9 protein-coding genes are annotated in these 14,974 nt (G+C 33.4%); 1 reads left to right on the top strand and 8 read right to left on the bottom strand.

The annotated features are described in order from the left end of the window. Positions 1 to 498: 498 nt before the first annotated feature. From dpaL to ygeW, 8 genes are all read right to left on the bottom strand, one after another. Complete coding sequence (gene dpaL / locus KPL54_RS23045; protein ID WP_216108835.1) at positions 499 to 1,722, bottom strand: diaminopropionate ammonia-lyase; 1,224 nt, start codon at positions 1,720 to 1,722, stop codon at positions 499 to 501. 35 nt (positions 1,723 to 1,757) lie between these two features. Next, a complete protein-coding gene (locus tag KPL54_RS23040; protein ID WP_216108834.1) occupies positions 1,758 to 2,342 on the bottom strand; it encodes a TetR/AcrR family transcriptional regulator in 585 nt (194 codons plus the stop codon). Positions 2,343 to 2,462: 120 nt separating this feature from the next. Continuing rightward, a complete protein-coding gene (guaD, locus tag KPL54_RS23035; RefSeq protein ID WP_216108833.1) occupies positions 2,463 to 3,749 on the bottom strand; it encodes a guanine deaminase in 1,287 nt (428 codons plus the stop codon). Between the two features lie 39 nt (positions 3,750 to 3,788). Beyond that, positions 3,789 to 5,174 (bottom strand): dihydropyrimidinase, encoded by a 1,386-nt coding sequence (hydA, locus tag KPL54_RS23030; RefSeq protein WP_216108832.1) that lies wholly within the window; start codon positions 5,172 to 5,174, stop codon positions 3,789 to 3,791. Between the two features lie 49 nt (positions 5,175 to 5,223). Beyond that, the gene (locus KPL54_RS23025; protein ID WP_216108831.1) at positions 5,224 to 6,444 is read right to left on the bottom strand and encodes a YgeY family selenium metabolism-linked hydrolase; all 1,221 of its coding nucleotides are present in this window, start codon (positions 6,442 to 6,444) and stop codon (positions 5,224 to 5,226) included. Between the two features lie 74 nt (positions 6,445 to 6,518). Then, complete coding sequence (gene ssnA / locus KPL54_RS23020; protein ID WP_216108830.1) at positions 6,519 to 7,847, bottom strand: putative aminohydrolase SsnA; 1,329 nt, start codon at positions 7,845 to 7,847, stop codon at positions 6,519 to 6,521. A gap of 32 nt (positions 7,848 to 7,879) precedes the next feature. Further along, entirely contained in the window at positions 7,880 to 10,897 is a 3,018-nt protein-coding gene (gene ygfK, locus KPL54_RS23015; protein ID WP_216108829.1) for a putative selenate reductase subunit YgfK, read from the bottom strand. 36 nt (positions 10,898 to 10,933) lie between these two features. After that, positions 10,934 to 12,127 carry a knotted carbamoyltransferase YgeW gene (gene ygeW / locus KPL54_RS23010; protein ID WP_216108828.1) on the bottom strand — a complete coding sequence of 398 codons (1,194 nt, stop codon included), beginning with the start codon at positions 12,125 to 12,127 and terminating at the stop codon, positions 10,934 to 10,936. 243 nt (positions 12,128 to 12,370) lie between these two features. Between ygeW and xdh the strand changes: the two genes are divergently transcribed. After that, on the top strand, positions 12,371 to 14,938 hold the full coding sequence (gene xdh / locus KPL54_RS23005) for a selenium-dependent xanthine dehydrogenase (protein ID WP_216108827.1): 2,568 nt from the start codon (positions 12,371 to 12,373) through the stop codon (positions 14,936 to 14,938). Positions 14,939 to 14,974 lie beyond the last annotated feature (36 nt).

Raw genomic sequence — 14,974 nt, 5'->3', positions numbered from 1 at the left:
CATTTCTTTACCTATTTCTCTGTTTAATTTTCAAAGACCAATTTGCTTTGTCATCATGTGACGACTTCTACTATAATACTAGGTTTTTCTTATTTTGTCAACTACTTCTTTAAAATAAATTTTTATTTAAAATCTATTAAATTGTAATTAACAGTTAGTTTAGTGTGCCACTTCTATGTTACGACAAGGAGTATTTTATCATATATATATAAAGTCACTTTTAACATAAGTAGATTCTAATAAGATTAACTCTATATTTCTACATATAGGTCTAAATACTTCAATATACCGCATTCGGATACGCATGGTAAAATGATTTAAATATTTGTAATATTGTTAATGTTTAATAATTAGTATCTATTAAAGATAACTTAACATACCATAACTACTTTTAATGTCTATGTTAAAATCCATCAGATTTCTCTGATAGATTTTAACATAGACATAGTAACCTTTTGTAATCATAAATGTTGTATGTTTTTACAAATTATTTTCTATTTATAAACTTGCATATGCTCCATCCCAAACTATTTTCTTATAACTAATTGGATCAGTATCTCCTTCTGTACTTATAACAAGTATTTTTGAATCCTTATTTAATTTTAATTTTTCAGCTATTTCTTTTAAATTATCATCCCCTAAAATCAAGCTCACCATTCCCAAACAAACTGCACCAGATTCTCCAGAAATAACTTTAGGATCTCCCTTTAATGGATTCCCAAGTATTCTCATACCCCTTGCCGTTACATAATCAGGACAGGATATATACATATCAGCATAATCTCTTAAGATTCCAAAGCTAACAATATTGGGTTCTCCACATGCAAGTCCCGCCATTATTGTTGGCATATACCCTGTCACTACATGAGGTTTTCCATCTTTTTCTTTAATAGAGTTAAATATACATGCTGCCTCATTTGGTTCAACTATAGTGGTTATTGGTCTATCCTCACCAAATTCAGCTGCTAAATATCCTTGTATACTTCCAGCGAAAGAACCTACACCTGCTTGTAGAAATACATGAGTAAGAATATCTCCTTCCTCCTTTATTTGCTCTATTGCTTCATCTATAAGTGTTGCATATCCTTGCATGATCCAAGTTGGAATATCAGTATAACCTTTCCAGGCGCTATCTTGCACCATTACTCCATTATGCTCATCTGCATACTTATTTGCGAGTCTTACAGCATCATCATAATTTAAATCTGTTATTGAAGCTTCTGCTCCCTCTTTTCTTATATTATTTAATCTTACCTCTGAAGATCCTTTTGGCATAAATACTACTGATTTTTGTCCTAACTGCTTAGCCGCCCAAGCAATCCCTCTACCATGATTACCATCAGTTGCCGTAACAAAAGTAATATCTCCAAGCTTTTCTTTAATCTCTTTAGATCTTAGTTTTTCAAAAGAGAGCTCTGAAATGTCCATATTTAATTTATCTGCAAGGTATTTACCAACAGCATATGATCCACCCAGTACTTTAAAAGCATTTAGTCCAAATCTATAAGATTCATCTTTTACCCATATATTACTGACTCCTAACTCTTTAGACAATTCCTTTAAACTGCGAATTGGAGTTATCTTATATTCCGAAAAGCTTTTATGAAAATTTCTAACCTTTTTAACAACTTTTTTATCAATAAATTTTACAGATGCTTTCTTATTATATACTTTTCTAGCATCTTCATTAGTAATGTATTTTATTGCTTCTATATCTCTCATACTAACCTCTCCCACACATTATATTTATTGTAAAATTATTTTCTTATAATTTTACCAAATATCATTTTTTCTGCTAAATTAAAATATTCATCTAAATCAAAATTCCCCTCATCAATAAGATATTGCATAGAAGCTCCCAACATTAAGGACACAGTTAAATATGGCAACATGTCCAAATGCTTCTGATCCTTGTCTTCTATTTGCTCACCTTTACTTAAAACCTCCCGAATACTCTCACGCCAAATTTCAAATGTGTTTTGAAACTTTAATCTTATCTCTTCATTCACCGTTCCTTGAACCCAATAATCTATTTGTGTATAATCAAATTTTTTCTTGTTAAGAATATCATTTTTCTTCTGATCAAAAAAACCTCTAATATTTTGGTTTACTGTTTTATTTTCCAAATCAATATAATTTTTACGATCATTAGAAAATTCTTCTTGCATCTTATCTAAAAGAGAAATCAATATATCATTTTTTGATGTAAAATGATAATGTAAATTTGATTGACTCATATTAGCCTCCTGCGCGATCATACGCATACGAGTGCCACTAATTTTCTCTTTCGACACTATTTCCATTGCAGCATCAAGTATCTTTTGTTTAACATCATTAGACATAAAATAATATCCTCTCTCTCTTATAACATTTTAAATAGTGAATAACTACATAAATCTTCTTTTACAAAATCAACATTTACTGATTTTTCGCTTGAAATATTTCAATATCATTATCGATTTTTAAAAACAAAATTCAGGCTCTTTTATTTCTCTGCCAGCTACATATCTTACTTTAATGTTTCTATCATCCCCAGTATAAATAAACCTTTGAAACCTTTCTTCTATTGAAAATGTTTTAAAAGTTGCCATACTACTGTCATCAATAACTAGAGCATCAAATTCGTATCCCTCTTCAAAGCTCCCTACTTTTCCAAAGAATTCACCTCCGCCCTTTGTTGCAAGATAAAATAATTCTGATAATTTTAAAGGTTTGTCTATCCTACCACTCTCAAGCCATTTTATATTTGAAACTTGAGCAGCATTTACTATGATATCCATCATCGATAACGAATGTCCTGCTGAAATATCGCTTGCAAGGCCTACTTTAACACCATCTTCAAGCAATTTTCTTATAGGAGCATTCCCACTTGCCAAATTACAATTCGAACTAGGACAATGCGCTATAAATACCTTTTTTCTTGCCAAAAGTTCTATTTCATCTGCGTCAACCAAAACACAATGAGCCATTATGGTAGGTTCATCTCCAAGTAATCCAACTTCATTATAGACACTCGTATAGTTTTTACAATTTGGGTGAAGTTCTTTAACAAAACTTATTTCGCCATAATTCTCACTCAAATGTGACTGTATAGGAGTATTATATTTCTTCGCAAGAATTCCAAGATTTTTTAAAAGATCAAAACTACAACTTGGAACAAATCTCGGTGTTACTATAGGTTTTACTAACTCATATTTGTTTGTGTATTCTTTAAGTATTTCCTCTGTATCACGAACTGAGTTCTCTATTTTTTCTGTTAGATTTCCAGGAGAATTTCTGTCCATATTAACTTTGCCTACATATGCTGATAGGCCTGCTCGCGCAAACATATCCATTAATAACTTCGTTGACTCTTTATGGATTGTAGCAAAAACACATGACCTTGTAGTTCCACATTTCCACAACTCTTTTATTAAAGATGAGTATACTTTTTTAGCATAACTAATATCTACATATTTAGCTTCCTCAGGAAAAGTATACTCTTCAAGCCATGGCATTAGTTCCATATCTAGCCCGAGTCCCAAATTTGCAAACTGTGATGCATGCAAATGTATATCTACAAATCCAGGTATTATCATTGCATTCCCATAATCTATTACTTTTAAATCTCTAAACTCTTCAGTAAGTTTTTTATAAACACCTTTGACAAGATTGCCTTGCACTACTATATATCCGTTTCTAATTACCTCATATTCACCAAATACTTTAGTAAAAATGATATTTCCTTTAACTGCATAATCAATACGCATTAAAAGCCCCCCATTTTAGCTTCTTAAATCATGTATTCCCTATTTATTTATCTTCCTGAAAATATATTTACCAATAGGTCCTTTTTCAACCAGTTCCCCATTTGAGATAACTTTATTTCCTCTTAAAAATTCGTGTAAAACCCTTCCTTGCTGATTGAAACCTTCATAAGGATTATAATCTACCTTTTGGGTTTGATTAACAGCTGTAATATATGATTTGGAATTTGGATCCCAAACTACAATATCTGCATCACTTCCAACAGCAATTGTTCCTTTTTGAGGAAAAATACCAAATGTTTTTGCAGCATTAGTCGAGGTTATTGCAACCATTTCATTTATACTTATCTTACCACTTACTACTCCATAAGTATAAATTAGTCCCATCCTATTCTCCACACCTGGCGCTCCATTTGGAATCTTTGTAAAATCGTTAATCCCAATATCCTTTTGACCTTTATAATTAAAAGAGCAATGATCTGATCCAATAGTTGTTATTTCTCCCTGGCTTATGCCTTTCCATAATGCCTCCTGATCATATCCCTTTCTAAGTGGAGGTGAGATCACATATTTTGCTCCCGCAAAACTATCGCTCTTTTCTTCTCCATAACATAAATCATTTAAAAGTAAATATTGAGGGCAAGTTTCAACAAAAACTTTTACTCCTCTTTTTTTAGCATCCAAAATACTTAGTAATCCTTCTCTTGAACTTAAATGCACAATATATACTGTTGTATCCATAATCTCCGAAAAATTTAGAAGCCTTGTTATAGCTTCCCTTTCAGCTTCAACGGGTCTAGTCTTAACATGATAATATGGAGAAATATGACCCTTAGTTTTTGCCTCATTTATAAGTTCATCAATTACATCCCCATTTTCACAGTGAAAGCATAACAATGTCTTCGTTTCTCTGCTTTTTTTAAGCGCTTTTAATATTACTCCATCATCCACCTGAAGATTACCCTTATAAGCCATATATAGCTTAAATGAAGTTACTCCTTCTTTAATCATGTCTTCCATCTCAAGTTCCACTTCATCATTCCAATCAGTGATACCCATATGGAAACCATAATCACAGTAACAAACTCCATCAGATTTTTCATGTTGCGCATGAAGCGCCTCTTTTAAAGACTCTCCCTTATTTTGAGTTGCATAATCGATTATTGTAGTAGTCCCACCAACAATTGCAGCTTTTGTTCCACTTTCAAAATCATCTGCTGTTATCGTAGTTCCAACATTCAAAGCAAAATGTGTATGAGTATCTATTCCACCAGGAATAATGTAACAGCCATGAGCATCTATTATTTCGTCATCTATTTTTCCTAATTCACTACCAATTGATCTAATTTTATCGTTCTCTATTCGCACATCTGCATAATAAGTATCTACAGAAGTTACGACTTTCCCTCCACTAATCAAAATACCCAAAGATAAGACTCCCTTCCTAATATACATATTAATTAATAAAATATCTGAATTATTTTCCAATTATTTTATTCATATAAATTTTGGGTATTAATGCATACATCGCTGCACATTTAACCAATTCATCTTTCCATGTTTTTTCATTTGGTGCATGTGCTTGATCTTCATGTCCTGGACCAAATCCAATGCAAGGTATATTGTATCTACCCATTATTGAAACTGCATTGGTTGAAAATGTCCACTTATCAACTAATGGCTTCTTATTAAAAAGACCAATATATGATTCTACAAGCGTTTGGCAAGCAACATGCTGCTCAGGTATTACCCAAGTTGGGAAATAGCACTCCGTTGGATAAATAAGTCCAGTGTATGATGGTCTTTCATAATTGTACATTTCCACTTCAGCATTAGCTTCTTTTACGGAAGGTAGATCTTTTATCTGCTGCACTGCATATTCCCAGGTTTCTTTGTCAGTAAGCCTTCTGTCTATTGAAACTGAACATCCATCTGCCACAGCGCATCTTGAAGGTGATGAAAAGAAGATTTCAGACACTGTTAACGTTCCTTTTCCAAGGAAAACATTATCAATTAATCGCTCATTTAATTCTTTTAATTCATTGAGTATAGGTGCCATTTTAAATATAGCATTATCTCCTCTTTCTGGTGCAGACCCATGACAGCTTATACCATGAGTTGTCACTTTTATTTCCATACGTCCTCTATGACCTCTATATATATTGCAAGAAGTTGGCTCAGTAATTACTACAAATTCAGGTGTTATTTTGCTCTCATTTATTATATACTGCCATGCTAATCCATCACAATCTTCCTCTTGAACTGTACCTGTAACTATTAATGTATAATCGCCTTCAAGATGAAGATCCTTAATAATCTTTCCTGCATAAACCATGGAAGCCATTCCGCCTTCTTGATCAGATCCACCTCTACCACCTATCACTTCATCGTCTTCATAGCCTTTATATGGATCATTTTCCCATAAATTTATATCGCCTATCGCAACTGTATCGATATGTGCATCCATAGCAATAATATGTTTTCCATGTCCTATATAACCGAGTATATTTCCCATAGGATCTATATCCACCTTATCAAATCCAACTTTTAACATTTCTTCTTTAATTCTTTCAATTACCTTTTTTTCATTACAGCTCTCACTTGGAATTGCTATCATATCTCTTAAAAACTTAAACATATCTAATTTGTTTCTTTCTGCTCTCTTTAAAATCTCTGCCTCATTAATAATTACTCCCATTACTAGCCTCCTATATTTTGTTATATTCCAACCGTTTATACCCACAATTTTAATCTATAATTACTCTATATTATTTAAAAGCGGTTCCAGACATCACTTGCAAGTTCTCTGCTTTTTGCCATAATCTTTTCTTCATCAATGTTAATTAATTTTCTATTTTCCATAACAACCCTGCCGTTAATTATCGTTGTATCTACGAAGCGTCCATTAATACCAAAGAGCAAATGACTATTAATATTACTTTCATTAATTGGTGTTGGAGGATTGTAATCTACTATTATGATATCTGCCAATGCTCCTTCTTTTAAAATACCAACTTTTCCATCAATAAATCTCTCAGTAATTATTCTATTATTATTAAATAGCATATCTGGAATTTCATTCCATGCAACTGTAGAGTCACCTTTTACGTGTTTATGAATAATATTAGCTACTTTATAAGATTCCATCATATCTGATGTATATCCATCTGTGCCAAGGCCTAATAGTATTCCTTTTTTGTACATTTCAAGTATTCGAGCAACACCAACTGCATTTCCCATGTTGGATTCAGGATTATGAACAACCATTGTATTCTTTTCTTTTAATAAATCCATTTCTTTTCCTTTAATGTAAATACAATGCACCGCTATTGTCTTATCACAAAGAACACCAGCATCATACCACCTCTCTACAATGCCTTTGCCATACTTTCGCATGCAGTCCTCAGCATCTTCAATACCTTCACCCGTATGAACATGAAATCCAGTATTTAGATTTGCCATTGTATCTAAACATTTATATAAAGTTTTGTCTGATATAGTCATTGAGGCATGAAGCCCAAACATTCCTTTGATCATGTCATCATTTTTATTATTACAATATTTAATGAATGCTACATTTTCTTCAATACCTTCATCACAAATTTTTTCTCCATCTCTATCTGAAGTTTCATAACATAAATTACTTCTAATTCCTATCTCTTTTGCTGCATCTGCAATTTTAAATAAGCTTCCAGTAACTGCACTCGGACTTGCATGATGATCGAAAACAGTTGTAACTCCATTTCTAACTTGATCAATCATAGGTACAAGAGCACTATAATAAACATCTTCTAATGTCAAAGTTTTATCAAGTCTCCACCATAAACCTTTCAGTATTTCAGATAATTTTGTAGCTTTAGGACTGTCACTCGCCATTCCCCTAGCAAAAGTACTATAATAATGCATATGAGTGTTTATAAAACCTGGCATAATAAGTTTGCCCTCGGCATCAATAAACTTTGCATCGCTATATTTGTTTTTAAGATCCTTCGTTATTCCAATCTCTACAATCTTATTTTCAATAACAGCAATACATCCATCATCAATAATTGGTTTAAAATTATCCCTTGTTATAACTTTTCCGTTCCCGATTAATAACATACTTTTCCACCCCCGGTATATAGAATCTATTACTAAAGTATATACTCATAATTATTTATATAAGTTTTTATAATACTAGACATTTCCTTAGAAATCGATGTTTTCTGGCCTATTGTATGGCTTATAATATTGTCTTCCTCAGTCCTTATAAGGCAAATACCCTTTTTTATATCTTCAATAAAGAATCCTTTGTTTTTACTATTCTCAAAGTCTTCTTTGCTCCAGAAAACCGTTATTTTATCCTTGTATGGGTTTCCCTTGTGGGGACAAAATATACCACAATTACCACACTCATTACACATACCATCTAAATGTATAATTTGATGGGTCGAAGCAAAATCCCCTTCTACCTTAACAACTACATTTGCTCTGTTAGGGCAAACATCCACACACAACTCACAAATACTGTTACAAGATAAACATCTTTTTGCATCATCTTCATCTAATTTTGGATCTTTTAATATACCCTTCCTACTGTATATAGCTTTTTTATCAACAAAAGAATTACTCAACTTAAAATCTGAGCTTAGCCCTTCTTTTATAAGAATATCTTTTGCAACTCTTTTTGCATCTGCAATGGACTCAACAATTGTAGCTGGACCTTTTTTTAGATCACCAATAACATATACATCTAAAATATTTGTTTCTAATGTTTCGTTAACAATTGGGAAATTTTTAGCATCCAAGTTTATTTCATTTTCTCTTAACAAATCACTATCAATTTTTTCACCTGTTGCAATAATAACTGTATCTGCATCTATCATTATCATTTCTCCAGTACCAACTGGACTCCTTCTTCCCGAATTATCCATATTACCTAACTTCATTTTTTCACAAAAAAGTAAGCCATCCTTAATAGAAATTGGTGAAAGAAGTTCTTCAAGTAAAATACCTTCTGAAATTGCGAGTTCTATTTCAACCTTATCAGCTGGCATATATTCTTTAGTCCTTCTATAAATAATTGAAACTTTTTCTACACCAGCCACTCTTTTAGCTACTCTAACTGCATCCATTGCAACATCTCCGCCGCCAATGACACAAACATTTTTGCCTATTGATACATTTCCATTTTCCTTCTTACATTTTTCCAAAAATGAAATAGCATTAATTGTTTTATTGCTCTTATCGTCTAGTGAATTTTTTCCTTTTTTCCATGCTCCTATAGCAAGCACTACATAATCATAGTCTTTTTTCAGTTTCTCTAATCTAAAGTTTTCATCAATGTTAAATTCAAATTTAACACCTTGACTTTTAACCATTTCAAAATCTTTTTTTATCATTTCAGAAGAAATTCTAAACTCAGGTATAACATATTCAACTGTTCCTAATGCGTTTTCCCTTTTATCCCTAACGGTAACGTCCACGCCATTTCTTCTAAGAAAAAGAGCTGTAGAAAGTCCTGCTGGACCGGCTCCAATGATCACAACTTTTTTGTTAGTTTTTATAGACGCTTGCTTAATTGCCCTCGTGAATTTATCCTGAGCATTTAAAACAGCAACCTTTTTCAAATCTCTAATTAAAACAGATTCATCATAATCAAGTCTAGTACATTTATTCTGACACTTATGATTACAAATAGTCGCTGTAATTGCTGGCAGGGCATTATCTATGGCAATTACTGAAAAAGCCTCATCATATTTTTTTTCTCCCACCAAGGCTACATATTGTGGAATTTGCTGATTAATCGGGCACCCTATACTGCAAGGTGCTACTGCACAATCATAAATTGGAAGTTCAGATGTAAGTTTCCTACTCTTTGCAATACGTAATTCTTTACGATAGTGCTTATCATTTAATGCTTGCTTAGCTAAATCCTCCAGCATTTTCACGTTAATTTTAGAAAATTCCCCATTAAGTTGTTGCTCAACTTTTTTAGCCATTTGTGTTATTCGATAGTAACCACCCGGCTTCAAAATGGAAGTTGCAAATGTTATTGGGTTAATCCCAGTAGATAAAATTTTATCAATATTAAAAAAATCTGCTCCACCTGAATAAGAAATTTGCAAATCACCATCAAATTCTATAGCTAATTTACTTGCTAAAGAAATTGATAGTGGAAATAGTGCTCGCCCTGACATATACATTTCCTCTCCTAGTAACTCATTATTAGTAATTTTAGCCGGGAGTGTATTGGTTAGTTTAACTCCTATTTCCAAATTTAATTTTTTGGCAAGCATTTTCAATCGTCTTAACATTGAGACACCATCTAAGAACTGCAAATCATTTGTAAAATGCTCTCCATTGAGAGATATATAATCATACCCCATATTATTTAATGTTTCACGAACAAACTTTTCACCAAGAAGTGTTGGATTCATTTTTATATAAGTATGCAGCCCCTTTTCTTTAAGAAAATAAGTAGCAATCCCCTCTATCTCGCTGGCAGGGCATCCATGCATAGTAGATATTGTAATAGATTTACAAATAGTATGTGAAATTCTGTCCAAATCTTCCTTTTTAAATTCAGAAAACATGTCCATATGAGAAAGAAGTGTTTGTACGCATTCCTTCCAAATCTTTGTAGAAGATGCATCACGCATTCCTTCAATATAAGCATCCATTTTAGCCGATTTTATGCCACTCAAATTATATCCTACACTCATATTAAACATGAAGTCTCTTTCACAAGAAAATTTAAGTTCTTTCATCAAGACATGAAGTAAAAACCATGCTTTCACATATTCGTCAAATGCTTCTGATAATTTTAGTTCTGTAGACCACTCTACATTGTAGCCCTCATCTTGTGCGTTGATACAGGGTTTAGCCACTGTTATATCTTCACCATCAATAATCTGTACCGTTTTTAATTCAATAAACCGACTTCCAGTTAAATATGCACAAACAATATTTTGTGCTAATTGAGAGTTTGGACCAGCTGCAGGTCCAATTGGTGAGGTAATCTTTTCATTAAATAATGTAATTGTCTTTCCAGTTTCATTATAATAAAATTTATCTTTATGCACGCCAAAAATAGATCCCTTTGTCTCTAATTCTTTTGGAATCCAAGTAAGCATTTTTTCAAAAGGAATTAATCTCATCTTATCACTCATAAAAACACCCCTTAATATTTTTAGAAATTAGTTACCTTACCCTAAAAATCTTCCATTCTTAGAATTTAAAAGTGTATCTAGTGTTTTCTGTGGGCTTTTAACCTTACTTAGGAATATCATAGCAGCTATTATATAAGGCTTATAACTAGCCTCTTTATAAAGTGATGTGCGGTAACGATTGAAAACAGAAGCAGCAATTTCTCCAACTTCACAACTAACTCCAGAGATATCAGCTGGTAGACAGTGAAGATAAAGTGCTTCTCCATCTTTTGTTGTGCTCATAAGCTCCTCAGTGCATTGCCAATCACTATGGTTAGCATTTTGCGCAAGTAATTCTTTTTCAAGTAAATCTATACCAGCCTTATCACCCTTTGCGTATAAATCTGTACGTTTTTCCATAGCAACAAAAGGAGCCCAACTCTTAGGATATACTATATCCGCGTCTTTAAATGCTTCCTGCATAGAATTTGTTTTTGTAAATGAACCACCAGATTTTGTAGCATTTTTCATTGCAATTTCTTCGACTTCACTCATAACTTCATAACCTTCTGGATGTGCAAGAACAACATTCATTCCAAAACGGGTTAATAATCCAATTACTCCTTGGGGAACTGACAGTGGCTTACCATAAGATGGAGAATATGCCCAAGACATAGCTATTTTCTTACCTTTTAAATTTTCAATACCGCCAAATTTATTAATAATATGAAGAGCATCAGCCATACATTGAGTAGGATGATCTATATCGCATTGTAAGCTAACAAGTGTTGGTCTTTGTTCTAAAATCCCATTTTTATGACCATCTTGTACAGCACTAGACACTTCACGCATATATGCATTGCCTTTTCCTATATACATATCATCACGTATACCTATAACGTCAGCCATAAAAGAAATCATATTAGCAGTCTCTCTTACCGTTTCACCATGAGCAACTTGAGATTTTCCTTCATCAAGATCTTGAACTTCAAGTCCTAAAAGATTACAAGCAGAAGCAAAACTAAATCTTGTACGAGTAGAATTATCACGAAATAACGAAATTCCAAGTCCACTATCAAAAATCCGTGTTGAAATATTTTCTTCTCTCATTTCACGAAGTATATCAGCCACTGTAAATACTGCCTTAATCTCATCGTCTGTCTTTTCCCAAGTCAATAAGAAATCATTATTGTACATGTTTTGATAATCTAATTTTTCTAAACTTTCCATTAACACTTTAATGTCTACCATAAATATCACTCCCTATTATAAATAAATAAACCAAAATTGTAATTTAAATCCAACTGACTAGTTGATCTAATTTTATTATAAAGCCTCCCTCTTGTCAACGATCAATTGGCTATACATTATGAATTTTTCTGCTAATCAAACCTAATCACTTCAATTTTAATAAAAAATTTGATAAAAAATAATCTCTGCTTTATAATGAATCTAATAACAAATTAGTAATTTATTGTAAATAGGAGGTTGTTTATGTTCACCTTAAATGTCAATGGCAAAGATTCAGTTTCTAATACGGACAAACCTTTATTGTCTTATTTAAGAGATGATTTAAGAATTACTTCTGCAAAAGATGGTTGCAGTGAAGGTGCCTGCGGAACGTGTACCGTTTTAATAGATGGAAAAGCGGTAAAAGCATGTGTGCAGAAAGTTTCTAGATTTGTAGGAAAACATATTTTAACAGTTGAAGGCTTAAGTCCTCACGAAAAAGAAGTTTATGAACATTGTTTTGCAGAGGCTGGTGCAGTTCAGTGTGGTTTTTGCATTCCTGGAATGATAATTTGTGCAAAAGCATTGCTTGATACCAATTTAAATCCAACAAGAGTAGATGTGAAAAAAGCAATTAATGGCAACATTTGTCGTTGCACTGGTTATAAGAAAATTGAAGAAGCTATTTTAATGGCAGCAAAATATATAAGAGATAATCTCCAAATACCAGCCTCTCCAAGTGAATTGAAAATGGCACAAAGATTTAAACGTGTTGATGCAGCTGAAAAAATAAATGGAACAGGCATTTTTGTAGATGACATTGAATTACCTGGTATGATTTATGCAAAAGCCGTTCATTCTAAATATCCAAGAGCTATTATAAACAAAATTGATATTAGCAAAGCCGCGGCTCACCCAGACTGTGTGAAAATTTTACTAGCTAAGGATGTTCCGAGTAATGTTATTGGGCATATAAAACAAGACTGGGATGTACTTATGGCTGAAGGTGAAACTACCAGGTATGTAGGAGATGCACTGGCCCTGGTAGCAACATACCATAAAGATAAACTGGATGAAGTATGCCAATTAGTTGAAGTTGACTACACTGAATTGAAACCGATTACGTCACCAACCGATGCTTTAAAGGCGGATTCACCTTTAATTCATGTCGATGGAAACATTATGAGCCGTGCTATTCTTCAACGTGGAAATGCAGCAGATGCAATTAAAAATTCTAAATATGTAGTAACAAAAAAATATCGAACGCCACATCAAGAACATGGATTTATGGAGCCTGAGTGTGCAATCGCTATGCCTGAAGGAAAAGATGGAATCTTGCTATACTCAGGTTCACAGTCTGTGTATGATGAACAGCGTGAAATATCAAATATGCTTCAAATCCCTAAAGATAAAGTACATTGTCATTCCCAACTTGTTGGAGGTGGCTTTGGTGGCAAGGAAGACATGAGTGTTCAACACCATGCAGCATTAATGGCATGGCATACTAAAAAACCGGTTAAAGTCAAATTCACAAGACAAGAAAGTTTAGATTATCATACTAAACGTCATCCAATGGACATGGAGTTTACTCTAGCCTGTGATGAAAAAGGTTATTTAACAGCAATGAAAGGTTTTATTATAGCGGATACAGGAGCATATGCCTCTCTCGGCGGACCGGTATTAGAGAGAGCGTGCACACATGCAGCTGGACCATATAATTACCAAAATATTGACATTTTAGGAATGTCAGTTTATACCAACAACGTTGTTAGTGGAGCTTTCAGAGGCTTTGGCGCAACACAAAGTTGCTTTGCCACTGAAAATAATATTAACCTACTGGCAGAGATGGTAGGTATTACACCTTGGGAAATCCGTTATCGTAATGCAATACGTCCTGGTCAAATATTACCAAATGGTCAAGTAGCAGATGAAAGTGTCGCTATGGCAGAATGTTTGGAGGCTATTAAAGATGTATACGAATCAAGTCCATATGCAGGTCTTGCTATAGCATTAAAAAATAGTGGAACAGGTGTAGGTAACAAGGACATTGGGCGTTGCATTTTATCCATCGAGGACGGTAAAGTTCATGTTCGAACATCTGCCGCATGTATGGGGCAAGGTATTGCAATAATGTGCACTACTGTACTTTGTGAAACAACTGGTTTAGACCCTGCTCTTATTATCCACGAAAGAGCAGATACTGTTCATACCCCTAATGCAGGAACTAGTACTGCTTCTAGGCAGACCGTAATTACTGGGGAAGCTATAAGGCGAGGATCTGAAAAATTGAAGGTAGAATTAGATAAGGGATTAACACTTAGTGATTTGGAGGGACTAGAATTTTATGGAGAATATTCTGCTAAGACAGATCGTATGGGTGCTATAAAAGAGAATCCAATTAGCCATGTAAGTTATAGTTATGGAGCTCAAGTTGTTATACTAAATAAAGACGGAAAAGTTGAAAAAGTGGTTGCGGCATTTGATGTTGGAACACCAGTTAATATCCAATCTGTTGAAGGACAAATTGAAGGTGGCATAGTCATGGGCCTTGGATATGCAATGACTGAGGAATTTAAAGTTGAAGGAGGTTATCCTAAAACAAAACTAGGTACATTAGGACTTATGAGAGCAAAGGATGCTCCAAAGCTTGAGGTTATTCTTGTACATGCTAAAGGAAAAATCCCTGAAACTTATGGAGCCAAAGGTTGTGGCGAATTATGTTTGATTCCAACAGCTCCCGCATGTTCCCATGCTTATTACAGATTAGATGGCAAATTACGTACACAACTACCATTAAAAGATACATTTTATAAAAAGTCGAAGAATAAATAATATAGAATAAAGAATATAAATAAGCATAGTATTTAG

The sequence above is a fragment of the Clostridium estertheticum genome (assembly GCF_018861295.1).
Lineage (GTDB): Bacteria > Bacillota > Clostridia > Clostridiales > Clostridiaceae > Clostridium_AD > Clostridium_AD estertheticum_D.
The sequence above is the reverse complement of the archived record's forward strand: the minus strand, read 5'-3'. Positions and strand labels throughout refer to the sequence as shown.